The organism is Pallidibacillus thermolactis, assembly GCF_025660415.1.
Taxonomy (GTDB): domain Bacteria; phylum Bacillota; class Bacilli; order Bacillales; family Caldibacillaceae; genus Pallidibacillus; species Pallidibacillus thermolactis.
On the sequence record NZ_JAOUSE010000045.1, the window covers coordinates 1 to 25,257 of the forward strand.

A 25,257-nucleotide genomic window follows, 5' to 3' on the forward strand; every position below is an offset into this window, starting at 1 on the left:
CAACTACTGTTTGTTTAAATTCTTGATTATACCGTTTTTGACTCATGATTCGGACACAACCTTTCGTTAGTTTAATATTAATGACTTAACCAAGTTGTGTCCATAAATCTATACTACATCTAAAAATTTGAAAAAAAATTAATCCATAGAAAGATTATGTTTGTGTAACTATAGATCTGGAATTATAACGAATAGTATAAATGCTGCTAGTTTAAGAATGTACAATGATGATTGTATAAGAATGTACAATTTCAATTTTTCCATGCATACGTATTTCAAGGTGAAAGGTATGCATTAAAACAAGAATAATGGTGTTATGTCAAGAAAAGGGACACATTAAACAGAGAGAAATAGCTGAACTTAGGCAGCTGCTTTTCTCTGATTAGCGTAGTAAGCAGCCTCCAATTCACATGGCGATACATAGCCAAGGGAGGAATGACTTCTTTTACGGTTGTAGAAACATTCGATGTACTCAAAAATGGCTTGTTTCGCTTCTTTTCGCGTGCGGAATCGATTCAGATAAATACACTCTTTCTTGATGAGGCTATGAAATCACTCGATACAAGCATTGTCGTAACAGTTACCACGTCTCGACATGCTCACTTGAAAATGATGTTCCTGTAAGAGCTGTTGATAGTCATTCGAAGCATATGGCTCCCACGATCCGAGTGATGAAGGACTCTCCCTGTTGGTTTCTCGTTGTTTAACGCTCGTTGTAACGCTTTGATGACTAACTCTTTCGTCATTCGTGTATCGATATGCCATCCTACAATCTTGCGAGTATATAAATCCATGATGCCCGCTAAATACAACCAACCTTCGTCGGTAGGAATGTACGTAATATCCGCCATCCATACTTCATTCGAAGCCGTTGCTTGGAAGTTTTGTTTCAATAGATTGTCATATACGTTGTAAGGATGATTGCTGTTCGTAGTGGCTTTGAATTTACGGACGGTAATGGATCTCAATCCTTCTTCGCTCATGATGCGAGCGACCGTCTTTTAAGACACACGAATCCCTTGTTTGTGTAGTTCTTGCGTAATTTTTGGGCTTCCGTAAATCTTACGGGACTTTAGATGCTCATTTCGAATCTATTGAGTTAGTTGTTCTTTTCGTTCTTTCTGTTTACTTTTCGCGCGCTTGAGCCAATCGTAATACCCACTTTTGGAAACACCGAGCACTTGACACATCTTCACAAAAAGAAATTCGTTTCGGTGTTGAAAAATGAACGCGTAAATTACTTCTGGTTTCTTGTGAAGATGCCTAGCGCCTTTTTTAGGATCGCTAATTCCTCATGTTGTAGATGTATTAAAAAAACATAAACAAAAACAAGAATTTCAGAAGGAGAATTCGGGTGTTCAATACCAAGATAACAATTTAATTGTCTGCACTGATGACGGAAAACCTCTTAATCCACGAAACGTGTTACGAAAATTTTATCGCTTGATCAAAGAAGCAAATGTACCAGTATAAGCTTCCATGATTTGCAAAATACATATGCAACCATCTTAATGCAGCAAGGCGAAAATCCAAAAGTGGTTAACGAGCGATTGGGACATTCCCGCGTCGGTATAAGGTATAACTTTAGATTTATACTCACATGTCAGCGATGATTTACAAGAGCAAGCGGCCGAGAAATTTGAAAATGCCCTGCTAAAACAGAGTTAAAATCCTTTAGTTGGCTAAAGGTGCAAGTTTTGTGCAAGTTTTTAAATCACAGAGATTTTAACACAATTGCTAATAAAACGAAAAAGCTTGAAACCCTTGATGCACAAGGACTTCAAGCTTCCTAAGTGGATGATTCCGACTGGGCTCGAACCAGCGACCTCCACCCTGTCAAAGATGAGGTCATCTTTACTAAACATTTTGTATTCAATTGTACAATCTTAAACTTCAAGAACGGATAAACTTCAAAAGATTGAGGAAAAACAGGTCATTTGCTTGTATACACCATTTCCCCATTAACTACGGTCATAAGTACTTTTGTATCAAGTAATTGATCAGGATCAATATGAAAAATATCTTTATCTAATATAGTAAAGTCCGCATCATATCCTTCACGGATCATACCACGTCGATCGCCTTGCAATCCCGCATAGGCACTGCCAGATGTAAATAGCGATACAGCCTCAAACATTGATAACTTTTCCGCTTCTCCGTATACAATTTTATCAGGATCATCGGGGATTGTCCGGGTTACTGCTGCATGAAGACCAAAAAGAGGATCTGCCGGTTCTATCGGGGCATCCGAGCCTCCTGCACAACGGATTCCTTCGTTGAGTAATGACTTCCATGCATATACATAATCAATAGGACCATCACCAATCCGATCAAGGACCCACGGAAAATCCGAAGCCAAAAATCTTGGTTGAATATCAAAAACAACAGGTAAACGTTTGGCCCTATCAACTAGTTCTTTCCGAAGTAATGGGGTATGGATGAAACGATCATGTCCCATCATTTGCAATGGATATTTTTCAATAGCATCAAGAACCCATTCAAAGGCTAAATCGCCTATCGTATGGGTGGCAATGGGGATTCCCAGCGTTCTCGCCTTTTTTACCAACGCTAGTAATTCATCATAAGTATGGACATTGACTCCTTGTGTTGACGGATCATCTCCATAAGGAAAACTAAGTAATGCAGTGCGGCCACCTAATGAACCATCAACAAAAATTTTCATCGGACCAAATTCAACAAATTCACTGCCAGATAAATAACGATAGCCTGCTTCATTCCATTCATCAATTACCTCGTGATGGATAAGTAAGTGAGTACGAAATCGGAATTGCTCATCTTCTATTACCTGCTTAAAAGCTTCATATGTATGATGAAAACTTCCATAATAATTAAGATCTTCCGTATGTGCCCCTGTTAATCCTAGTTTATAACAGCTTTCAATTCCCTTTTTTAAGCATCGTTTCAGCCTTTCAATTGTGTAGGTTGGTAGACAAGGTGTCATTAAATCTTGGGCACTGTCCTTTAAAATACCATTTAACCGTCCATCTTCCGCTCGTTCAATGACACCACCTTGCGGATGTGGAGTTTGTTCATGAATTCCAGCAACTTGCAAAGCCTTTGAATTTACTAATGTAACATGCCGGCAAACTCGCTTTAATAAAACAGGGTTGTTAGGTACAATCGCATCTAATTCATCCTTTGTAATCATAGATCCCCGATTCCAGGCATTTTCATTCCATCCTTCACCAATTAGCCAATCACCTTCTTCCAATTCCTTCGCTCGTTTTTTTATGGCAGTAAGAACTTCTTCCTTACTATTCATATGAGATAAATTCAGCCGTAGTTGAGATTCTCCAAAACCGATTAAATGCATATGACTGTCAACAAAACCTGGAAGCATTGTTGCCCCAAATAAATCAACTTCTTTATTAATATTTTGGCTAAATTGCGCTCTTAACTCTGCCAAGCTTCCAATCGCAACAATTTTTCCACCTTCTGTTAACACAGCTTCAACCTTTTCACCCTCGCTAGCCATTGTATAAATATTCCCATTTGTCCAAATGACAGCCATTTCCAATCACCTCTATCCATTAAAATCGGTGCTTTTATTATACATGAGGCATAGTGGCTGTATAAAGCGATTGACAATTTTCTTTTCTCAAAAAAATTGAACCATAATCCTTTAAGCAAATGAATAATCCTTCATCAAATTGAAATAATACCCAATGTAGTATAAAAAGGTAGCTTAACCGTTTGCAAATGGACAACAAGGATATTACTTCATGATAAATAACGCATATAAAAAACGAAAAAGGACGAAGGTTATACCTCCGTCCCTTAATCCATATATATTGAATTTCTAATTTTATGAACGTCCACCGATTTGTTGTTGCGCCATTTGTACTAATCTTTTTGTAATTTCTCCTCCAACAGAACCGTTCGCACGTGAAGTTGTATCTGCGCCTAGATTTACACCGAATTCTTGAGCAATCTCGTATTTCATTTGCTCAAGTGCTTGTTGCGCTCCTGGTACAAGAAGCTGGTTGCTACTGTTGTTGTTTGCCATGTGGTAATCACCTCCTTGTGCTATTAGATTGTGCAAATCTTTACGTTACATTCATTTTATTACCTGGTAAATATTAGTAAAAAAAAGGCTATACCTTTTAAAGGTATAGCCTTTGATTTAGTTCCTTATTTAAAATAAATCTGCAAACTCATTTTCCTCTTTTTTACCAGTTTTACTTGTAATTTCAACTGTTTCAATTTGATCGACTGCTTGTTGAATTAGTGGTTCCCAATCAAAATTTGTCTCATAAAGATGAACTTTATCTCGGCGTGGTTTAGTTTTTGGTTGGGCTGGCACAAAAATGGTACAACAGTCCTCATACGGACGATTTGAGATTTCTAATGTATCAAAATCTCGAGCTAGATCAATAATATCATTTTTATCATAGGTAAGTAAAGGGCGCAAGACTGGGGTATTCGTTACTTCATTGATTGCATACATACTTTCTAATGTTTGACTCGCTACTTGACCGATATTTTCACCATTAACAATGGCTAATCCATTACGACGTTTTCGAATTTCATCTGTAATGCGCATCATCATTCTTCGCATGATTGTCATTGTATAATTTTCTGGTACATGTTGAATAATCGCTTGTTGCAATTCCGTAAAATGAACGATGTGTAACGTAAATTTTCCGCTCACTTGAGCCATTTTTTCACTTAAATCAATTACTTTTTGTTTAGAACGTTCACTTGTAAACGGTGGGCTGTAAAAATGAACACCCTCAATTTGTAATCCTCGTCTCATCGCTAAAAATCCAGCTACAGGACTATCAATCCCACCGGATAACATAAGCATCGCTTTGCCACCAGAGCCAACAGGAAGCCCTCCAGCTCCTTTAATTACTTCACACGTTAAATAAGCGGCATCCTTTCTAACTTCCACTTTTAGTTCAAAGTCCGGATTGTGAACATCGACTTTTAAATCTTCTATCGTTTTTAATAGATGTCCGCCTAATATTTGATTTAAATCATTCGTACGATATGGATATTCTTTATCGACTCTTTTGGCTTGTACTTTAAAAGTTTTACCAGATGCGTCTAATTTTTTCATTAATTGGGCACTTTTTTCTTTGATGGTTTCGATATCCTTATTTACACGCATGACAGGGCTAAAGGATTGGATACCAAATACTTTTTTCAATCGTTTCGATATTTCATCCATATCTTCTCCATGCAATTTAATGTACATACGATCCCGTTGTGCTCTGATTTTTACGTTTGGAAAATCCTTTAACACATAATGTACATTAGACTTTAATTTATCAATAAACAGCTTACGATTTTTTCCTTTTGTAGAAATTTCACCATAACGAACTAATATTTCATCATAAATCATGACTATCTCCTCATTACCGGTTTTAAATTTTCAATTGCTTGTTTAATAATCTGAACGGCTTCTTTTGCCTCATCCATTGTATTTGCATAGGATAAACTTAACCGAATGGATGATGAAGCACGACTTTCACCTAACCCCATCGCCAAAATGGTTTGACTTGGTTCATCGGTTTTAGACGAGCAAGCACTGGTAGTTGAAACATAAAGTTGCTCTTTTTCTATTTCATGAACAAGGACCTCTGCTTTATATCCTTCAACAGAAAAATTAACGATATGCGGTGCCGCAATGTTAGGGGTGTTTATTAAAACCCCGTTTATTTTCGAAAGTTCGTTCATTAAATAATCACGAATTTCGAATAATGTGTTTTGTTTCCGTTCAAAATCCGACATTGTTAAACGTAGTGCTTTTGCCATCGCAACGATCCCTGCCACATTTTCTGTACCAGAGCGAAAGTCTTTTTCTTGGCCACCACCTGCTAATAGTGGTTTTAATTTAATACCTTTACGTTTATAAATGGCACCCGTTCCCTTTAAACCATGAAATTTATGACTAGAAATGGTGGCAAAATCCACATTACTTTCATGGAAATCGAGTGGAACTTTTCCTACCCCTTGAACATGATCAACATGAAAGAATACCTTCGGATATGTCGAAAGAAGTTGTCCAATTTCTTTTATAGGTTGAATAGCCCCTACTTCGTTATTGACATGCATGATCGATACTAGGATGGTTTCATCCGTTAATGCACGTTTTAACTCGGATAGACGAATTTGCCCATTTTCATCCACTGGTAAATACGTAATATGAAAGCCTTCCGCTTCTAATTGCTTACATACATTTTGTACCGAAGGATGTTCAATACTTGTGGTAATAATATGGTTTCCTCTATTTTTATATAAATGTGCGACCCCTTTTAAAACAAAGTTATTTCCTTCAGTTCCACCTGATGTAAAAATCACTTCTTCAGGGTCAACTCTTAAAAGGGATGCAATTTGTTCGCGGGCTTGACTAAGCAGCTTTTCCGATTGTAAACCAAGGTGGTGAACAGAAGATGGATTTCCGAAAAATTGACCTGCCACCTTAACAAATGTATCTAAAACCGCTGGATATGGCTTTGTTGTCGCACTATTATCAAAATAAATCATTTTCCACCTGACTCCCTTTAAAAGCAAAAATATGATTGAAATGGATAATCCATGTAAATGATAGCTTTTGCAAATAGGTTTATATTTAATACAATATCAATGAATATTTCAAAAAAATATTATACAAAATATAAAAATTCTAAGCAAATGAAGATCATCAATTTACCGCCCTAGAACCGCATCTAAATTTTTCATATAAAAAGGTCACCCAAAACTTGTATGGATGACCAACAACATATGGTTAAGAATTATTCAAAATCCTTTTGTTCTTTTTCTTTCAATTCTTCATTAAGCAATTCCTCAATTCGTTTAATGGCGCCTGGCTCTGCTTCTTCTACAGCTGCTGCTGCTTCCTCTAAAGCTTTATGATAATCGTAATTTCGGAAAGCATCTTCTGCAATGGTTAATCGTAACTGTATATTCGCGTTACCACTTCTATAGCGGTTCCCATATTGGATAATCTTTTCAATAAAATACACATTTTCAACCATTTCAACAACTTGATTATATAGGGTAAGCACTTTTTCTTCTGCAGTGCTCAAGGAATCTTGTACCATTTCCATTCTTAATGGTGTTTCATTCAAATATGTAAAACAATCTTGAATAGCTGAATGCGCATCTTGAAAATAAGTCTCAATATCTTCTGGTATTCCAGGAACATTACTTCTTTTCACAAGATTGGATGTGTCATTAATTTTTCGTTTTAATTGCGCGATTTTTTCTCTCGCTTCGTATTCATCTTTTCGAAGTGTTTCCAACTTTTCCTTCATTTCTTTTTGATTTTTTTCGACCTCAGCTATATCTTGTAAAATAGTTTCCATTTTCTCTTTTACAATAGAATAAGCGGACTCATTTATCTTTTCTTCTTCTATTAAGAAAACAGCAGCCTTTTTCATCAGTTCAATTTTTTCCGTCATTTGATAGATCATTTCTTCATCTTCATTGTTTAACTGATAACTTAATTTTACTTCTTCCACTTCATTTACTAATTCTGCATTGACAGTTTCTACCTTATCTAAAGACACTTTTACTTGATTACGTTTGCCTAGCACAAAATGTTTTGCTGATACTTCGTTTTCTAATAAATCATAATAGGTGTCTAATTGTAATTTAATTTCTTCAATGCCTTCACTAACATTGTTGATTTCTGTTTTTTCAAGAAGTTCAACATACTCTTTGATCTGTTCTTCAAGGCTTTCAACACCCTCTTCAATTTTCAAGTGATCAAGATGATATCCTTCACTTTTCATATCTTGAACGCCATTTTTTAACTCTTTACATTGAGCTGGAATAACATGTAAACATTCATTTAATAAAATTGGTATGTTTTCCATTTTTTCTTTAAGGGTGTTCAGTTCTTCTTCTACTTTGATTACAATTTCCCTTGCCGTTAAATAATTTCCACCCTTTGTTTCCGTTTCAAATTGTTCAATATCCACTCTCAGCTTGTCAATGGACTCTTCCAACAGTTGACTAGCATTTCCAAATGCATGACGGCGGGCAAGGATTTCTTTTTTAAGATTTTTATGCTGTTCTTTTATTTCAGAAATTTCTTCCCTATTCTTTTCTTCACTTTCTATAATTTTTTTTAATTCTTCGAGCATTTTATCAACTTTTTGATTTGCTTCTTCTAACATTGATTCAATTTGTTCAAACGTTAACTTTGCTCTTTTAAAACGATATTTATCTACAAATTCTTCCGCTTCATATAGTAATTCTTCTGTGTTTGGTAGTTCTACGGTTACAACCGTATCCCAAGTACTTCGCCACTTTTCGAAATATTCTTCTGCTTCACCTTCCATATGTAATTGTTTAATTTTTCCTACTTCATCCATGACTGGACGGTTCATCGTTTCAATTTTCCATGCCTCTAATTTATCAATATATGAATAATATTTCTTTTTCGTAAAAAAACCGATAATATATAACGTTATAAGAAGTAAAATGAGTCCAATTATGAAAATCATGTTATGCCCCCTGTCAAACAAAAACAATCTATATAAAATAATATTGTAAAATCTTATTAATGCTTATATGATACCACGAGAATGACATTTTTTGATGAAAATCTTCATTTTTTCTTCAATTTTATATAAATATACAACGTTTTCGACAAAAAACCTTTTATATCTACAAAATTTGATTCACATAAACTTAACAGTCATTATAAAATTTAGCCAATTGCTTTTTCCACAGGACTTGTTTTCTTACTCAAAAAAACATCCACCCAATATTCAAGTTGTTTCTTATATTGATCAATATAGTAACGATCTTGAAAATATATGTTCCAAACTTCCGAGGTATATATAGAGTTTAAAAAAGGTTGGTTTAGCATCCCTTTTAATTGAATAACTACAATACCTGCAGAAAGCTTCCGAAAAACCCCTGCCTCTATTCCTTTTTCAATGATCGTCTGTAATAAGTACCTTTCTTTCCGGAAATAAGTGGTCATGGTTTCTCTGACAATTTGCGAATCAATTGAAACTTCACGACATACGAAACGTGACAATTGATAATTTTGATATTGGTAGTCTAACAAATGATGAATAATCTTTTTTAAAATTGTGGAAGGATCGGCACTTTCAAGTTGTTTCATCCCTTTTTCTAAAATATTAATATATTCTTCGAAATACGTCACAAAACAATACTCAAGCAGTCCGCCTTTATCACTATAATAATAAAAGATAGTGGAAACATTCACTCCAGCTGCTTTTGCAATTTCTCTCATTGAAGTACCGGAATAACCTTTTGAATTAAATAGAGATAAAGCTGCTTGAAAGATTTTCTCCTTTGTCGCCGATTGATTGACCAAAGCGATTCCCTCCCGGATTATATTCAATCTTGAAAACGTAAAGGTTCATATTGTATAACATATTCTTCATTAAACGTAGCAAATCCTGCTCTATAACATTGAAGCATTTTACTTAGATCATCTCAAAATAAATTATTCGACAACTAAATAACAGGTTGATAAAATAGCATATATTATTGTCAAACTGTTTCGAATGACAACTATTCATAAATTGGAGGGAATACCATGTTTGTCGCAGAGAAATATACTGGTTCTAAAGAAGATGGTTATAATTTAGTAATTAAACAATTGAAAGCACTAATTGAAGATGAAAATGATCAAATTGCAAACTTAAGTAATGCATCAGCCCTTTTAAATCAATTTTTAGATCGGATTAATTGGGTAGGTTTTTACTTAAATCGAGATAATACACTTGTATTAGGACCTTTCCAAGGTTTACCTGCCTGTGTAAGAATTGAATTTGGCAAAGGTGTATGCGGAACAGCCGCAAAAGAGAAAAGAACTCTCGTCGTCCCAGATGTTCATCAATTTCCAGGACATATCGCTTGTGATCCAGCAAGCCAATCAGAAATCGTTGTGCCATTAATCAAAAATGGCGAAGTGCTAGGTGTCCTTGACATTGATAGTCCGGAAAAAAACCGCTTTGATGATACCGACAAAGAAAAATTAGAAGAATTTGTCAGTGTGCTTATACAATATATATAGAAACATTCAAAGAGGCTGCCATAAAAAGAAGAAAATGAACGAATTCATGTTTGAATCGCACACTTTCTTTTACGGTAGCCTCCTACTTCAAATATTGGCAATCATACGGTTTTTCCCCGTGTTTTTTGCCTCATATAACGCTTCATCCGCTTTTTTAAATAACGTTAATGGTGACTCAGGCTGATGGATACTCCAATACGACACACCACATGAAATCGTGACACTAGGTTTACTTTTCTTAGGAATCAATTGAACGAATTCATGAGCCAGATGCATTCCTTCTTCAAATGTATAATTTGGTAAATAGACCGCAATTTCTTCGCCACCCCATCGAGCAGCTATTCCACCCGTAATCAACTTTTCTTTTATAATATCGGCTATTTGTACAAGAACTTTATCGCCATTTTGATGGCCGTAAGTATCATTCACCTTTTTAAAATTGTCAATATCGATTAACAAGAAAACCCCTTGTGTATCTCTTTCCATTGATTGCTTCATTTCATCATCTAGGTAATTTCTCGTATATAACTTTGTTAAATAATCCGTTATCACTAATTGTTCTAGTTCTTCTCGTAAAATTGCATTTGAAAAAGCAAGAGATGAATGTTGTGTCAAGGAACGGAACAATTTAAACGTTTCAAAGGAAAAATAATAGGGTTGTTGATGTAAAACGATGATGGACCCGATAATATTGTCATCCTGTTCAATAGATTCAACCATTATAGATGCATATGGAATGCTTGTAAAACGATATTGGGATTGGTTGACATCACCTAAAAATAGTCCTTCTTTTTTCGTCAATAAAACTTGCTTAACCTCATGTAATAAACTTTTACAATCTTCATTATAAAAATATGTGGTACTCCCACTCAGTACTTCACAATATTCTTCTTTAAACATCACAATTCCAGCTTCATGAGCATTAAATGAATTCTTTAATTCTGCAACAATATATTTTACAAGGTCCGTTAACTTTAAAATTGAATTTAATTTTTTCGAGACATTTGTAATTAATTTTAGATCTTTAATAAGTTGTTTAGAGTGTTGATAAAGACGGGCGTTCTCCATTGCATTTCCTGCTGTTTGTGCCAAAATGTGTATAAACTCGATATCTTGCTCAGAAATGATAATGGACTGATTGGCATGAATATGGAGAACACCGTAAATTCCTTGTTTTCCTTTTAAAGGAAAATACATAAAACTTTCTTTTCGGTTTATATCATCTTCAATCCGGTAATTTCCAGTTAAGAAACATTCCATTGCTGGCGAATTTTCCATTGTATAATCGAGCGTTTCAATTGATAAATCACTTTTTTTAAAATCGTCAGTTGATAACTGTAATGTAAAATAGAAATTCGGATAAATTTCTTTTAAAGATTCAAGAACTTTTCGTAAAACAGCATCGATATCGATCGAAGAATGTAATTGATTTGTAACGCTTTGAAGCAAACGATATCGTCGTTTTTCATTATTGATAACTAATATTTGAAATACTTGTTTAAAATAATGATGAATGATATGCGTAAAATCGTCCCAAAATTGACTGGAAAAGGAATCTATTTCAATTTTAAGGAAGATGTAACCTATCAATTCTTCTTTTGCTGTGTTTAAAATAATTTTTTTATTATATTCATTCGATTGGATAAGGGATTCACAGTATTGTTGATCCATTGGATTATATGGATCGATAATAGATATGTAACGATGTTTAACTTTTACTATGTATTGAATATCTTTATAAAGTTCTTTCGATATAAGAAAATGAATATGTTCGATTTCGAGTACTTTGCGTATAACATCTACTAAAGTTTGGACATATCCATTATCTGAATAATTTTCTTGGTTAATTTGTAAATTTTCAAACATTTCACCCTTCAGTTGCATTAGCTTTTCTTCTTCAAGGTTATTCATTTAGGCATCACCTATTTAATGTAGAAGTACGACTCATTCAAAAGGCGTACTTTTGACCTATTTAATAACTATTATCTTTATATCACGTTCAAAGAGTGCTAGCAATAGTTTTTTGTCTTTTGACAAGGAGTAAACATCAACGAGCATATCACTTTCCAAAGCGGAAAATTCGATCACTTGTTCATTAGATTCAAGTTGTACTTTCTTCTTATTTGGATCATATTTAAATGGAATGGAAGTAATATCATCCACTCTTAAACTATTTTCTCGTTCTTCTTCTTGTAAGTTTTCATTATAATACGTCCATCCATCTACAAATAATAACCACACTCCGTTTGATGTTTTATCACTTTGTAATTGTTTTGGTTTTTCATCCAATTCGATGGTTTTTATTGCTTCAAAACGATGATTGTTTTTTCTATTAATTTTATATAGGATCAAATAATGTTTAGGATTATGATAGCGGTATACAGCTAAGATTGGTGGGTCATTAACATGATTGGATAAATGGATGACAGTTGCTAACAACGGGAAATTTTTATTGTCCAGTTTTTTATCTTGAAATAAAAAAGATACGGAGACAATACTTACACATCCAATAATAATACAAATACGTATAAGTTTATCTTTTGCTGATTCCTTCAAATTAATCACTCAAAGCTTCTTATTTTATAATTATTATACCATAATTAATTAGCTTATCTGACTTGATGTTTACAGTTTGAATCGAAGTCACTTCCCTTTCTTATTCAAGAAGATCCCCTTGACTTCGTTTAAACAATTTCATATAATATTCTTTGTGTAAAATATTGCAGCCTATGTTTACATGTTTATTCGTTCATTTTGTTGGTCATTTATAAATTTAGAGCGGCTGGATGCAAACTTTTGCATCTCAATTTATAAATGAGCTGTATCGCGTAACCCTCTGCTGCTGGGGCGATGGTACACGAGAACAAAATGGCGGTAAATGATGTAGACAACTGTTTTTATTTTACCAAATAAAAACAATTTAAAGGAGAGAATTAATAAATGGCTCGTTATACAGGTCCAAGCTGGAAAGTTTCTCGTCGTCTTGGTATTTCACTAAGCGGTACTGGTAAAGAATTAGAAAAACGTCCTTATGCACCAGGTCAACATGGTCCAAACCAACGTAAAAAATTAACGGAATATGGTTTACAATTACAAGAAAAACAAAAACTTCGTTTCATGTACGGTTTAAACGAACGTCAATTCCACAATACGTTCGTGAAAGCTGGTAAAATGAAAGGTGTTCACGGTGAAAACTTCATGATTCTACTTGAATCTCGCCTTGACAACCTTGTTTACCGTTTAGGTTTAGCACGTACTCGTCGTCAAGCACGTCAATTAGTAAACCATGGGCATATTTTAGTTGATGGACGTCGTGTTGATATCCCATCTTACTCAGTAAAACCTGGTCAAGTTATCAGTGTTCGTGAAAAATCTAAAAACCTTGCAATCATTAAAGAAGCAATTGAAGTTAATAACTTCGTTCCAGATTTCTTAACTTTCGACGCTGAAAAATTAGAAGGTACTTATACTCGTTACCCAGAACGTTCTGAACTTCCAGCTGAAATTAACGAATCTCTAATCGTTGAGTACTACTCACGTTAATAGCATTGCTTCTAAAGAGCAATTAAAAAACCCTAGAAATGTTGATTTATCAACCTTTCTGGGGTTTTTCTATTTTCCATACTTTGTATAATAATGTATTCTCCCCCATCTATTTGGGTGGACTATTTATATGATTCAAGGTGAACAGATATGTTTCGGGCATCTTCCACCAACTTTTTAGTTCAAAGAAAATATTAGTATAATTGGTATGAAAATCAATATCGGTAAGTGATAAGCCATCGAAATTGAGTGTGTACGTAAAATCTTAAAAAATAAGAAATTGATTATTCCGTAAATTTAAAGACAGATTACGGGCTAATTTAAGCTAAATGGATTGTGCATCACATACACTTCTTCATTTTTATTGCTTTTTGAAATCTCAAATTTGTTACTACATCAAATTTGTTTTACAAACCTCAAGCATTGTTTTTCCCAGAAAACCTTTTATACAAAAAACCTTTCAGGGATCGGTTGAAAACCGAGTTCACCTGAAAGGTTGATCATCCGATGATTAAGAAAGAAAACTAGAATTGATCTTACTATTTACGTAAGGATTAATAAATTCCTAGATGGACTCATGCGTTTGTCTTTCCAAAAGATTTTGCCCTATTTTTTCGTTACTAAGTCCAATGGTACTTTAATTATATCTTCGAGTTCCTCACCGTTCAGGATCTTTTCAGCTGCTTTGATTGCTTCTTTCCCCATTAAATCAGGTCGCTGAGCAATGGTTGCGGTGAGATCGCCTGCTTCGACAGCATCTATAGCATCTTCAATACCATCAAAACCGACTACAATAATGTCTTTTCCAGCCGCTTGGATAGCTTCAACTGCACCTAGTGCCATTTCATCATTATGAGCAAAGACAGCTTCTATATCACTATGCCCCTGTAACGTATTTTCCATTACCGTAAGACCTTTAATTCGATCGAAATCAGCGGGTTGACTGGCTACCACATCTAGTTTTTCATCTGCAATCCGATGGAAACCTTCACCTCGTTCACGTGTTGCGGAAGCCCCTGAAACCCCTTCCAATTCAGCAACTTTAGCACCTTCTCCAAGTTGATCATAAATAAATTCAGCGGCCATTTCTCCACCAGCTACATTATCAGACGTAATTAAAGTTTCCACCTCACCTTGTTCAGCTGAACGGTCAATGGTGATCACTGGAATATTGGCTGAATTAGCCGACTGCACAGCAGAAGAAACTGCAGATGAATCCGTTGGATTAATAATTAACACATCAACACCTTGTTGGATTAAATCTTCAATATTACTAATCTCGGTAGCCGGATCATCTTGTGAGTTGACGACAATGATTTCCATTCCTTTTGCTTCTGCTTCTTCCACAATAACATCACGAAGGGAGACAAAAAATGGATTACTCAATGTGGAAACACTTAGTCCAACTTTTATCTTCCCATTCTCCGATTTCTCTGTCACGAATGGACTTTCCATGGAGCAAGCAGTTAAAAATATCATAAACAAGACAAGAATAATAGTTGAAATCCTTTTCATTTTCTTCACCTCTTTTATGATCTCTTTCTATCTAGTAATACTGCAATTAAAATCACAACACCTTTTACAACTTGTTGATAAAAGGCAGAAATTCCTAATAAGTTCATTCCATTATTTAAAATACCAATAATGAGAACCCCGATAAATGTTCCAGCAATCCGTCCTTTACCACCTGCAAGGCTTGTACCTCCAATAACAACAGCGGCAATAGCATCCATTTCATAAGTTTGTCCTGCCGTTGGTTGTGCTGAACCAAGACGTGATGTTAAAATCATCCCCGCTAATGCTGCCATCATCCCACTAATGGAGTAAATCATGACTTTAACACGGTCAACACGTATTCCTGAGATGAGTGCCGCTTTTTCATTTCCACCTATAGCATATGTTTTACGACCAAACGACATTTTGTGAAGCATGAACCAAAGAACGACAAACACAATAATCATTGTTACTGCCGGAACTGGAATTCCTAGAAAATACCCTTTTCCAAATAATTGAAATGCATAGGAATCACCAAAACCAGTTATCGGCTTTCCTTCTGTATATAAAAGGGTCAGCCCACGATAAATTGTCATTGTAGCAAGTGTGACGATAAAAGGAGCCATTTTTCCTTTCGCTATAAATAGTCCATTAACAGCCCCTAATATTGCCCCAATGAGTACAGCGATAAAGATTGTTAGAATAGGATCTACACCAGCTACCATCATCCCCGCAGCAAGTGCACTCGTTAGAGCTAAGGTCGAACCAACGGATAAATCAATTCCTCCCGTTAGTATAACAAAAGTCATACCAAAGGCGATTAATCCATTAATCGAAATTTGTCGTAATAGATTCATTAAGTTGGCCGGCTCTAAAAAAGCTGGATTAAGAACAGTAACAACTCCTACTAATAAAATAAGTGCCAGCAGGGACGCAAATTTACTCCATATCGTTGTCAACGTATTTGTTTTCACTTTTCATTTCCCCCCGTCGCAAATGTCATAATTTTTTCTTGCGTTGCTTCATCCCGCATTAGTTCACCAGAAATTTTACCTTCATGTATCACTAGAATGCGATCACTCATCCCTAATATTTCAGGCAAATCGGACGAAATCATAATAATTGCCATCCCGCGGTCGGTCAATTCGTTCATTAATTGATAAATCTCCCGTTTAGCACCAACATCAATTCCTCTTGTTGGTTCATCCATAATTAAAACTTTAGGTTGTTTACCAATCCATTTAGCTAGAACAACCTTCTGCTGATTTCCCCCGGATAAATCTCCAACGCTTTTTTCCTCTGATTCTGTTTTTACTTTTAAACGTTTTACCATTGTTTGGACAAAGCTTTTTTCATCTTTTGTCTGGATCACACCATATGAGGAAAAGCTTTTTAAATTTGGAAGCATGATGTTATCGCGGATGGAGTAATCGAGTATCAGTCCTTCATCTTTCCGGTCCTCGGTAACAAAGGCGATTCTTTTATCTGCTGCATCAGCAGGGCTTTTAATGGTCACGCTTTCACCATTCATTACAATATTGCCACTATCATACGGATCAAGACCAAATATCGCCCGCATGATTTCTGTACGTCCAGCCCCCATTAACCCTGAGATACCTAAGATTTCACCTTCTTTTACCGAAAAACTAATATCCTCAAAAACACCTTTTCGACTTAAACCTTTCACTTCAAAAACGGTCTTTCCATACTTCGGAACACGTGCAGGATACCGATCTTCTAATTCACGGCCAACCATTTGTTTTACGATTTCTTCAAAGGAAGTATCCTTAATATACGAAGTAGCAACAGAGACTCCATCACGCATCACGGTAATTCGGTCACATATCTCAAAGATCTCCTCCATTCTATGAGAGATATAAACAAGGGAAACACCGGAAGCCGTTAGCTCCTTCATCACCGTAAACAATTTTTCAATTTCTTTATCAGCCAAAGCTGAGGTTGGCTCGTCCATAATAATGACTTCTGCATCCAGCATCAGTGCCTTGGAAATCTCGATCATTTGTTGTTCCCCAACCGAACATTCCCCTGCTTTTTTGTCTAATGGGATTGATATATCTAATCGGTTAAACACCTGCTTTGCTAACGTTTTCATTTTCCTTTCTTTTAATACACCAAAGGAATTTCTTAATTCTTTTCCAATAAATAAATTTTCTAGGACGGTCATTTCCGGCCAAATATTTAATTCTTGACGAATAAAGGCAATACCAGCGGCTTCCGCTTCCTTCGAATCTTTAAAATGCACTTCTTTGCCATCGATCGTAATTGATCCCTGATCTCGCTTGTGCAAGCCAGTTAAAATATTCATTAATGTCGACTTCCCGGCGCCGTTTTCTCCCATCAATGCATGGACTTCACCCGGCTCCAATGTAAAGTTAACACCCTGTAATACTTTATTGGCACCAAATGCCTTATGAATATCGTTCATGACAATTCGCATCACAATCACCCCTTTATATAGAATTAAAAAATGACACCTGCTTGTAAAATACAATTCGAATAAGGGGTTATTTCCCCAGTTCGTATAATTACTTTGGCTTTTTCCGTCATCTTTTTAAACTCTTCATGTTCGACGTATTCGATTTCTTGATGAAAATGACGAGTTAAAAATTCGTTCTGACTTGAATTAGCTTTTTTGATTTCTGATGCAAGGATGATCTTTTCCACCACCATATCTTCTGAAACAACACGTACCACTTCCTGAAAAGAAGGGGTTCCTGGTTTCAAGGCGAGATCAATTTTTGCCACATGATTTGGTACCGGCAAACCGGCATCCGCAATGACGATTGTATCCGTATGTCCTAAGTCGGCTAACACTTTCGATATTTGGCTATTTAATACTCCTGACTTTTTCATTGTTTCAACATCTCCTCAACTTCTTTCCTTGTCGGCATACCACCTTGTGCGCCTGGCTTCATAACCGATAGAGATGCAGCCCGGTTAGCAAATTGTAAAGCTTCTTCAATCCCTTTTCCTTCTGCAATCGCGACTGCAAAAGCACCATTAAATGTATCACCGGCACCTGTTGTATCTACTGGTTCATCAACTTTGTATGATGGAACAACTACTTCAGTTTCCCCATTATGATATCGAACGCCATTTTTTCCCTCTGTTATAATTAATTTATTTGGATACTTGGCAAGCATCTTGGAGCGATTCTCTTCTCCAAACAAGATTGCAAACTCATGTTCATTCGGTGTAATGTAGGTCGCATGCGCAATCACTTCATCACTAACCTTACGCGCTGGAGCAGGATTTAAAATGAGCTTCTTATCATACTCCTTGCAAAAAATGGCCACATATTCAACTGTTTCCTCTGGTATTTCTTGCTGAATTAAAATCATATCTGCCGCTTTTAATGTGGAAGCAGCTTTCTCTACATACGAAGGAGTTAGCTTGCCGTTTGCTCCTTCCACACAAATGATACTGTTGTCTCCTTCCGCAATCGTAATATGAGCCGTTCCTGATGATTCATGTGGAACCGGTTCCACATGATCGATAGAAACACCATTTTGTTTTAAGTTATCGATCATTTCCTTTCCAAACACATCTTGACCAACACAGCCAATCATCGCAACTTCAGCACCAAGTCTTGCAGCAGCAACGGCCTGATTAGCCCCCTTTCCACCAGGTACCGTTTGAAAGTCTTTTCCAAACAAGGTTTCCCCTGCATTCGGTCTTCGTTCCGCAGTGACAACTAAGTCCATATTTATACTTCCTACAACTGCAATCTTTACCAATTTAATCGCCTACCTTTTTTGTTGTTTCTCTTTCGACAAATGAACAAGAAAATTTATAGCGTTTACTATCCAGCTTTTCATTATGAATTTCTTTCAGTAAAAGTTCCGCTGCTTTTGATCCCATTTGATAAATCGGTTGATGAATCGTCGACAAACTTGGATAAACAAGCTCACTGATGGATATATCGTCAAAACCAATGATTTGAACATCTTCCGGCACTTTCCGCCCTCTTCGCAACGCCTCATGTAAAGTAGCAACAGCCACAATGTCGTTACAAGCGATAATACCATCTGAATCCGGATACTTTTCGAATAACTCTTTGGCACGGGATTTCGCACCATTAAAGGATAAATTCGAATCAATCTTATTCACTTTCACATTAGCCTCTTGAAGTACAGCCAGTGAAGCCTGAAAACGTTCATAAACAGGATGTATGTTCATCGGCCCTCGAACTAAGGTGATTTCCTTACATCCTCGTTCCAACAGCTTTTCGGCTGCTAAACTTCCACCTTGAAATTGATCCGAATAAACAGCTGGTAAATCTTTAACAATTCGATCTAACATGACAATTGGAATATTCATATTAGAAAGGAAATCATAATCTACATTATCAACGGAGGCAATAATTCCTACCACATTATGTTGAACAAACGTATCTAAGTAATCGATTTCTTTTTGTTGCTTTCCGTCCCCATTTCCGAGCAATAGACGATATCCTTTCTTTTGAAGATAATCCTCTACGCCGCGAGCCAATTCAGGAAAAAACGGATTCGTAATATCGGGCAGTACGAGACCAATGAGTTTCGATTTGCCTTTATAAAGGGAGCGAGCAACTTCATTCGGTTTATAGTTCAATTTTTTTACTGCTTGCAATACTGCTTTTCGTGTATCTTCATGCACATATCCACTATTATTTAATACTCGCGAAACCGTTGCTGGAGAAACTCCAGCCTCTTTCGCCACATCCCTTATCGACATGAAACTATCCCCTTTTATACAATGTGAAACCGGTTACACATTTCATTATAACATCACCTCCTTTATTTTTCAAACCTCTGTTTGTTAGTTAAAAAAATAGCTTGCATTAACATTGCAAAAAAAGAGGACTGTCCTGAATGGAAGCACTTAGAAGATTTCGTTTCATTGGCAGACGCGACCCAGTGGCATGGCCTCAACCTCTATAACGAGGACACAGGTTTGTATCAGATCTATAGCCTTTTACCGTCCCCACTAGACCCTGAATTGCTTCATTGTTTTTGCATACGCAGGAAAATTGTGAAAGATACGTCGCCGCCATATATGCTGCAAAATCGACTATTTTGTACCTTTTGGACAGTCCCAGTAGTTCATATTACTGTAAAACTTTGCGAATCCGTTCAAGAGCCCAGTCAATTTCTTCCTTTGTAATGATTAATGGTGGCGCAAAACGAATCACAAACTCATGTGTTTCTTTACATAGAAGACCTTCTTCTTTTAGTCGCTCACAATATGGTCTCGCTTCTTCGGTCAATTCAATCCCGATAAATAGTCCTCTACCTCGTACCTCTTTAATTTTAGGATGACGGATTGTTTTTAATTGCTCTAAAAAGTAATTCCCTAATTCCAATGACCGTTTTGCTAACTTTTCCTCTTGAATTACTTCTATGGCTGCAAGTGAAACAGCACATGCTAGTGGATTTCCTCCGAATGTAGATCCATGGGAACCTGGATTAAAAACACCCAGAATATCAGCATTCGCTGCAACACATGATATAGGAAAAACACCGCCACCGAGCGCTTTACCTAGAATATACATATCGGGGTTGACATCTTCCCATTCTACAGCAAACATTTTTCCAGTCCGAGCTAAACCTGTTTGAATCTCATCGGCTATAAATAGAACGTTTTCTTCTTTACATAATTCTGAAGCTTTCTTTAAATAGCCGTTTGGCGGGATAATGATCCCTGCTTCCCCTTGTATCGGTTCAACGATAAATGCTGCCGTATTTGGAGTAATCGCAGCTTTTAATGCTGTTATATCGCCATATGGAACTAATTTAATGCCTGGTAATAATGGACCAAATCCACGTTTATACTCATCTTCCGAGGATAAAGAAACAGCCCCCATTGTTCGACCATGGAAGTTTCCGACACATGCAATAATTTCTGCCTGATTATCCGGAATCCCTTTTACTTCATAGCCCCAGCGTCGCGCTGCTTTCAAAGCCGTTTCAACTGCTTCAGCACCGGTATTCATAGGTAAAACCATATTTTTATTGGTTATTTGGCAAATCCTTTCATACCAAAGCCCTAATTTATCATTATGAAATGCGCGGGATGTCAATGTAACTTTATCTGCTTGATGCTTTAAAGCTTGAATAATTTTTGGATGACGATGTCCTTGGTTTAAAGCCGAATAAGAACTAAGCATATCCATATAACGTGTACCTTCCGGATTTTCTACCCAAACGCCTTCTGCCTTTGAAATCACGATTGGTAATGGATAATAATTTTTCGCACCATATTTTTCTGTTTTCTCAATTAATTCCTTTGATTTCCATACTGTAGTATCCATCCATATCCTCCTCACATATGAATTGATCACTTTTGTTGTCATTACAGATTTATATTTTTATAGTTTTTCAGATATTGATTTTGCTTGCATATGAAGAATCAAATAATCAGGTCCACCAGCTTTTGAATCTGTACCCGACATATTAAAGCCACCAAAAGGTTGATGCCCAACAACAGCACCTGTACAATTTCTATTAAAATATAGGTTGCCAACATGGAACTCCTTGCGTGCACGTTCAATATGCTCACGGTTATTGGAAATCAATGCTCCTGTTAAACCGTAATCCGTATTATTTGCAATTTCCATCATATGGTCAAAATCCCGTGCCTTACAGAAAGCAAGTACCGGGCCAAAAATCTCCTCCTGCATCATTCGTGCATTTTCATCAAGATCAGCAAAAATGGTTGGTTGAATAAAGTAACCTACAGAATCATCGGCTTCTCCACCGAGCATTAATTTGCCCTCTAGTTTCCCAATCTCAATATAATTTGTAATTTTCTTGAATGCATGTTCATCAATTACCGGTCCCATAAAATGACCTTCTGCTGGATTTCCAACAGTTAAAGTTTTTGTAAAAGCAATGGCTTTTTCAAGAACTTCATGATAAATATCTTGATGAACAACGGCACGAGAGCCTGCAGAACATTTTTGACCAGAAAATCCGAACGCAGAATATACAATGCTTTCTACTGCTAAATCAATATCTGCATCTCGATCAACAACGACCGTATCTTTTCCTCCCATTTCGGCAATAACACGTTTCAACCATTTTTGTCCGGGATTCACCTTGGCTGCACGTTCATAAATACGGCATCCGACCTCTCGAGAACCTGTAAAGGAAATAAAACGAGTTTTAGGATGATCAACAAGATAATCACCGATTTCCGCACCACTTCCTGGTACAAAGTTTAAAACACCTTTTGGAAGCCCTGCTTCCTCCATTAACTCTACAAATTTAGCAGCGACAATTGGCGTAGAATTGGCTGGTTTTAATAGAATGGTATTTCCCGTAACAATTGCAGCCACTGCAGTTCCCGCCATAATCGCTAACGGAAAATTAAAGGGTGAAATAATTACGCCTACACCAAGTGGGATATAAGTATATTGATTGATTTCACCTGGACGGCTTATAACTGGGACACCTTCTTTTAGCCGGATCATTTCACGACCATAGTATTCTAGAAAGTCAATTGCTTCTGCCGTATCTGCATCAGCTTCGTGCCATGGTTTCCCAGCTTCTTTTACCATCCATGCCGAAAACTCATGTTTACGACGTCTTAAAATTGCACTTGCTTTAAACAAAATATTTGCTCGGTGTTGAGGTTCCCAATTTTTCCAAGTCTCAAAAGTATGTAATGCTGCCTGCATTGCCTCTTCAGCCAATTTTTTATCTGCTTTTGATACTCGTCCAATGACTTCATTTTTGTTTGCTGGATTTATGCTTACAATTTTTTCTTCCGTAAAAATCTTCTCTCCTCCGATGACAATCGGATAATCTTTACCACATTCGTTTTCTACCTTTTTTAAAGCATCTTGAAATGCTATCTTATTTTTTTCTAGGGAAAAGTCTGTCAATGGTTCTTGTGCGTATGGTTTCATTTCGTTTTCCTCCTTTTTTTTCAATCAATATTTATAGATGCAAGATGCGTGCCAAAAACAAAACTTCATCCCCATCGTAAGTTTATATAGTAAAATGCCAAAATTTTTGGCACTACTGCCTAATGTTTTTGCACCTAGTGCAAAGAATTTTTGCATTTCATAAATCTATTTGTTTAAATTAGATAGAGAGCAAGTTGTAAAGGATGGACACAATATGAAGAGAATGGATCAAAGGAAGGAATACTTGAATTATGTAAATACGATTTATAAAGCGATCGTCGATAAAATTGATGTTGGTGTTCATGCAATTGATAGAACTGGTAAGACTGTAATTTACAATAAAAAAATGATGGAATTAGAGGCAATGGATGAAGAAGATGTGATGCATAAACACTTACAAGATGTGTTTATGTTTAAAGAAGGACAAGATAGTACTCTCGTAAAAGCCCTAAAGGAAGGAAAAGAAACAAGAAATGTAAAACAAACTTACTATAATAATAGAGGGCGGGAAATTACGACAATTAACAATACGTTTCCTATTATTATAGATGGAGAAGTCCAAGGTGCCATAGAAATTGCACAAGATGTGACAAAACTAGAACGTTTAATGAAGGAAAATAGAAAAATAAACGGAAGCTTAAGATATACGTTTGATAAAATCATAGGGAAAAGTGAAACGATTAAACAAGTCATTGAAAATGCAAAACGGGCTTCTCGAACATCTTCTAATATTCTTATAATTGGTGAGACTGGAACTGGTAAGGAATTGTTTGCACAAAGTATACATCATGCAAGTGATCGCTTTTCTGGACCATTTATTTCACAAAACTGTGCTGCTTTACCCGAGAACTTAATTGAAAGTCTACTATTCGGCACAAAAAAAGGAGCTTTTACAGGATCCATTGATCAACCAGGTTTATTTGAACAAGCCAATGGAGGTACACTCCTTCTTGATGAAATTAATTCATTAAATTTAAATCTCCAAGCCAAATTACTTCGTGCCATTCAAGAAAGGACGATTAGACGTTTAGGTGATACGAAAGATATACCGATCGACGTGCGTATTATAGCCAATATGAATGAAAATCCTGTTGAAGCAATTAAAAACAACCGTCTAAGAGAAGATTTATATTATCGTCTCGGCGTAGTCACACTTTTTCTCCCTCCTTTAAGAGAGAGAAAAGAGGATATTCCTCTACTTGTTCAAAGATTCATAGAAAAGTTTAATGACTGCTTCCAAATGAAAGTAAAAGGTTTAGCGAAGGAAGTTATGCAAACCTTTCAAGAATACGATTGGTATGGCAACGTCCGAGAGCTTGAACATATTATTGAAGCATCAATGAATCTTATGATGGATGAAGAAAAATTGATTAGATATGAACATTTACCATTTCAATATCGTAGCAGAATGTTTATTAAAAAAGAAAAAGATTTAATAGATACAAAAATGACTGCCATCAAAAAACCAATTCATTATAATAAAACATTAAAGGAACAATTAGACGTTTTTGAAAAAGCATACATTGAACAAGTGTTGCAAGACAATGACTATAATATTACAAAAACTGCTGCTACGTTAGGTTTGAGCAGGCAAAGCTTGCAATATCGAATAAAAAAATTGTCAATTAATACAAAAAAAGGAAATTCGTTTATGTACGATACTCCGATCTAAAATCCCCCTTATGATATGGAGGGGGATTTATATAATCCTACACATTTTTGCTCCATTAATCTTCAATTATTTTTTTATCACTTATTCTCAAATGATATTTTTTAAACCGACGTACAATATAAGATTGAGATACCCCAAGCTTTTCAGCTGTTTTCCAAGTGCTTTTTGTTTCATTATATGTTTCTATAATAATACTCTTTTCTACTTCATTTAAATAGGCAGGTAAACTTTGACTTTCAATTTTATTTGAAAATATAGGTTGAGAATATTCAATGGGAAAATCATTTGGTAAATCATCTATAGTTATAGTTGTTCCATCTGTAGTGATGACCAATCGTTCGATTAAGTTTTCAAGTTCACGGATATTTCCTTCCCATTGATATTTATACAAAATGTCTATTACTTGTTTCGATAATTTCTGCTCGCGACTATATTTTTTATTAAATTTATTTAAATAAAAATTGATTAAAGGAAGAATATCTTCCTTTCAGACTGTCGACAAACCCCAACTCAAATGCTTCATTTGAGTTGGGATTTGTCTTTTTTTGCTCATCATTTTCTAAGATTCTTATCTTATTTAGGCTGGACATGGTCTTTTCCATGTCC

Annotated in this window: 20 protein-coding genes and 1 pseudogene; 3 read left to right on the forward strand and 18 right to left on the reverse strand. The window is 35.9% G+C overall.

Annotated features, from left to right (window positions below; all coding sequences use genetic code 11):
* Nucleotides 1–360 precede the first annotated feature (360 nt).
* The 7 genes and pseudogenes from OEV82_RS16250 to refZ all read right to left on the reverse strand — a co-directional run.
* Nucleotides 361–1,294 (reverse strand): annotated as a pseudogene (locus OEV82_RS16250) (IS3 family transposase); the annotation flags it as partial.
* 639 nt (nucleotides 1,295–1,933) lie between these two features.
* Entirely contained in the window at nucleotides 1,934–3,532 is a 1,599-nt protein-coding gene (locus OEV82_RS12460) for an amidohydrolase (protein WP_263062080.1), read from the reverse strand.
* A 294-nt stretch (nucleotides 3,533–3,826) separates the two neighbouring features.
* Nucleotides 3,827–4,027 carry an alpha/beta-type small acid-soluble spore protein gene (locus tag OEV82_RS12465; protein ID WP_173657872.1) on the reverse strand — a complete coding sequence of 67 codons (201 nt, stop codon included), beginning with the start codon at nucleotides 4,025–4,027 and terminating at the stop codon, nucleotides 3,827–3,829.
* A 129-nt stretch (nucleotides 4,028–4,156) separates the two neighbouring features.
* On the reverse strand, nucleotides 4,157–5,368 hold the full coding sequence (gene thiI, locus OEV82_RS12470; protein WP_173657873.1) for a tRNA uracil 4-sulfurtransferase ThiI: 1,212 nt from the start codon (nucleotides 5,366–5,368) through the stop codon (nucleotides 4,157–4,159).
* A 2-nt stretch (nucleotides 5,369–5,370) separates the two neighbouring features.
* Nucleotides 5,371–6,513 (reverse strand): cysteine desulfurase family protein, encoded by a 1,143-nt coding sequence (locus tag OEV82_RS12475; RefSeq protein ID WP_173657874.1) that lies wholly within the window; start codon nucleotides 6,511–6,513, stop codon nucleotides 5,371–5,373.
* A gap of 248 nt (nucleotides 6,514–6,761) precedes the next feature.
* The gene (gene ezrA / locus OEV82_RS12480; protein ID WP_263062081.1) at nucleotides 6,762–8,480 is read right to left on the reverse strand and encodes a septation ring formation regulator EzrA; all 1,719 of its coding nucleotides are present in this window, start codon (nucleotides 8,478–8,480) and stop codon (nucleotides 6,762–6,764) included.
* 206 nt (nucleotides 8,481–8,686) lie between these two features.
* Nucleotides 8,687–9,325, reverse strand: coding sequence for a forespore capture DNA-binding protein RefZ (gene refZ / locus OEV82_RS12485; RefSeq protein WP_173657876.1), 639 nt, complete (start codon nucleotides 9,323–9,325; stop codon nucleotides 8,687–8,689).
* Between the two features lie 225 nt (nucleotides 9,326–9,550).
* On the opposite strand from refZ, the gene OEV82_RS12490 reads away from it, so the two are divergent.
* Nucleotides 9,551–10,030, forward strand: a complete 480-nt coding sequence (locus OEV82_RS12490) for a GAF domain-containing protein (protein WP_263062082.1) — start codon at nucleotides 9,551–9,553, stop codon at nucleotides 10,028–10,030.
* A gap of 87 nt (nucleotides 10,031–10,117) precedes the next feature.
* Here the strand turns inward: OEV82_RS12490 and OEV82_RS12495 are convergent, their stop codons facing one another.
* Together OEV82_RS12495 and OEV82_RS12500 are read right to left on the reverse strand one after the other, a co-directional pair.
* Entirely contained in the window at nucleotides 10,118–11,941 is a 1,824-nt protein-coding gene (locus OEV82_RS12495; protein WP_263062083.1) for a sensor domain-containing diguanylate cyclase, read from the reverse strand.
* 57 nt (nucleotides 11,942–11,998) lie between these two features.
* A complete protein-coding gene (locus OEV82_RS12500) occupies nucleotides 11,999–12,586 on the reverse strand; it encodes a hypothetical protein (protein ID WP_263062084.1) in 588 nt (195 codons plus the stop codon).
* A 384-nt stretch (nucleotides 12,587–12,970) separates the two neighbouring features.
* On the opposite strand from OEV82_RS12500, the gene rpsD reads away from it, so the two are divergent.
* Nucleotides 12,971–13,573 carry a 30S ribosomal protein S4 gene (gene rpsD, locus OEV82_RS12505; protein ID WP_173658631.1) on the forward strand — a complete coding sequence of 201 codons (603 nt, stop codon included), beginning with the start codon at nucleotides 12,971–12,973 and terminating at the stop codon, nucleotides 13,571–13,573.
* Nucleotides 13,574–14,179: 606 nt separating this feature from the next.
* Here the strand turns inward: rpsD and rbsB are convergent.
* The 8 genes from rbsB to pruA form a co-directional block, all read right to left on the reverse strand.
* Entirely contained in the window at nucleotides 14,180–15,088 is a 909-nt protein-coding gene (gene rbsB, locus OEV82_RS12510; protein ID WP_173658630.1) for a ribose ABC transporter substrate-binding protein RbsB, read from the reverse strand.
* Nucleotides 15,089–15,102: 14 nt separating this feature from the next.
* The gene (locus tag OEV82_RS12515; RefSeq protein WP_173658629.1) at nucleotides 15,103–16,041 is read right to left on the reverse strand and encodes an ABC transporter permease subunit; all 939 of its coding nucleotides are present in this window, start codon (nucleotides 16,039–16,041) and stop codon (nucleotides 15,103–15,105) included.
* The gene (locus tag OEV82_RS12520) at nucleotides 16,038–17,525 is read right to left on the reverse strand and encodes a sugar ABC transporter ATP-binding protein (protein ID WP_173658628.1); all 1,488 of its coding nucleotides are present in this window, start codon (nucleotides 17,523–17,525) and stop codon (nucleotides 16,038–16,040) included. The genes OEV82_RS12515 and OEV82_RS12520 overlap by 4 nt, the downstream gene beginning before the upstream one ends.
* A gap of 23 nt (nucleotides 17,526–17,548) precedes the next feature.
* On the reverse strand, nucleotides 17,549–17,941 hold the full coding sequence (gene rbsD, locus OEV82_RS12525; protein WP_263062085.1) for a D-ribose pyranase: 393 nt from the start codon (nucleotides 17,939–17,941) through the stop codon (nucleotides 17,549–17,551).
* Nucleotides 17,938–18,825 carry a ribokinase gene (rbsK, locus tag OEV82_RS12530; protein ID WP_173658626.1) on the reverse strand — a complete coding sequence of 296 codons (888 nt, stop codon included), beginning with the start codon at nucleotides 18,823–18,825 and terminating at the stop codon, nucleotides 17,938–17,940. The genes rbsD and rbsK overlap by 4 nt, the downstream gene beginning before the upstream one ends.
* Before the next feature lies 1 nt (nucleotide 18,826).
* Complete coding sequence (locus OEV82_RS12535) at nucleotides 18,827–19,804, reverse strand: LacI family DNA-binding transcriptional regulator (RefSeq protein WP_263062086.1); 978 nt, start codon at nucleotides 19,802–19,804, stop codon at nucleotides 18,827–18,829.
* A 373-nt stretch (nucleotides 19,805–20,177) separates the two neighbouring features.
* The gene (locus OEV82_RS12540; RefSeq protein ID WP_173658624.1) at nucleotides 20,178–21,380 is read right to left on the reverse strand and encodes an ornithine--oxo-acid transaminase; all 1,203 of its coding nucleotides are present in this window, start codon (nucleotides 21,378–21,380) and stop codon (nucleotides 20,178–20,180) included.
* A 57-nt stretch (nucleotides 21,381–21,437) separates the two neighbouring features.
* Nucleotides 21,438–22,979, reverse strand: coding sequence for an L-glutamate gamma-semialdehyde dehydrogenase (gene pruA, locus OEV82_RS12545; protein ID WP_263062087.1), 1,542 nt, complete (start codon nucleotides 22,977–22,979; stop codon nucleotides 21,438–21,440).
* A 214-nt stretch (nucleotides 22,980–23,193) separates the two neighbouring features.
* On the opposite strand from pruA, the gene OEV82_RS12550 reads away from it, so the two are divergent.
* Complete coding sequence (locus tag OEV82_RS12550; RefSeq protein WP_377700902.1) at nucleotides 23,194–24,651, forward strand: sigma-54 interaction domain-containing protein; 1,458 nt, start codon at nucleotides 23,194–23,196, stop codon at nucleotides 24,649–24,651.
* 55 nt (nucleotides 24,652–24,706) lie between these two features.
* Here the strand turns inward: OEV82_RS12550 and OEV82_RS12555 are convergent, their stop codons facing one another.
* A complete protein-coding gene (locus OEV82_RS12555; RefSeq protein WP_456152469.1) occupies nucleotides 24,707–25,129 on the reverse strand; it encodes an AAA-type ATPase lid domain-containing protein in 423 nt (140 codons plus the stop codon).
* Nucleotides 25,130–25,257 lie beyond the last annotated feature (128 nt).

Excerpts from the sequence above, each read along its gene's own strand:
- pruA (WP_263062087.1), bottom strand. The coding sequence starts at position 22,979 with ATGAAACCATACGCACAAGAACCATTGACAGACTTTTCCCTAGAAAAA.
- OEV82_RS12475 (WP_173657874.1), bottom strand. The coding sequence starts at position 6,513 with ATGATTTATTTTGATAATAGTGCGACAACAAAGCCATATCCAGCGGTT.
- rpsD (WP_173658631.1), top strand. The coding sequence starts at position 12,971 with ATGGCTCGTTATACAGGTCCAAGCTGGAAAGTTTCTCGTCGTCTTGGT.
- OEV82_RS12460 (WP_263062080.1), bottom strand. The coding sequence starts at position 3,532 with ATGGCTGTCATTTGGACAAATGGGAATATTTATACAATGGCTAGCGAG.
- OEV82_RS12520 (WP_173658628.1), bottom strand. The coding sequence starts at position 17,525 with ATGCGAATTGTCATGAACGATATTCATAAGGCATTTGGTGCCAATAAA.
- ezrA (WP_263062081.1), bottom strand. The coding sequence starts at position 8,480 with ATGATTTTCATAATTGGACTCATTTTACTTCTTATAACGTTATATATT.
- OEV82_RS12490 (WP_263062082.1), top strand. The coding sequence starts at position 9,551 with ATGTTTGTCGCAGAGAAATATACTGGTTCTAAAGAAGATGGTTATAAT.
- OEV82_RS12550 (WP_377700902.1), top strand. The coding sequence starts at position 23,194 with ATGAAGAGAATGGATCAAAGGAAGGAATACTTGAATTATGTAAATACG.
- OEV82_RS12540 (WP_173658624.1), bottom strand. The coding sequence starts at position 21,380 with ATGGATACTACAGTATGGAAATCAAAGGAATTAATTGAGAAAACAGAA.
- rbsB (WP_173658630.1), bottom strand. The coding sequence starts at position 15,088 with ATGAAAAGGATTTCAACTATTATTCTTGTCTTGTTTATGATATTTTTA.
- OEV82_RS12465 (WP_173657872.1), bottom strand. The coding sequence starts at position 4,027 with ATGGCAAACAACAACAGTAGCAACCAGCTTCTTGTACCAGGAGCGCAA.
- rbsD (WP_263062085.1), bottom strand. The coding sequence starts at position 17,941 with ATGAAAAAGTCAGGAGTATTAAATAGCCAAATATCGAAAGTGTTAGCC.
- thiI (WP_173657873.1), bottom strand. The coding sequence starts at position 5,368 with ATGATTTATGATGAAATATTAGTTCGTTATGGTGAAATTTCTACAAAA.
- OEV82_RS12535 (WP_263062086.1), bottom strand. The coding sequence starts at position 19,804 with ATGTCGATAAGGGATGTGGCGAAAGAGGCTGGAGTTTCTCCAGCAACG.
- OEV82_RS12495 (WP_263062083.1), bottom strand. The coding sequence starts at position 11,941 with ATGAATAACCTTGAAGAAGAAAAGCTAATGCAACTGAAGGGTGAAATG.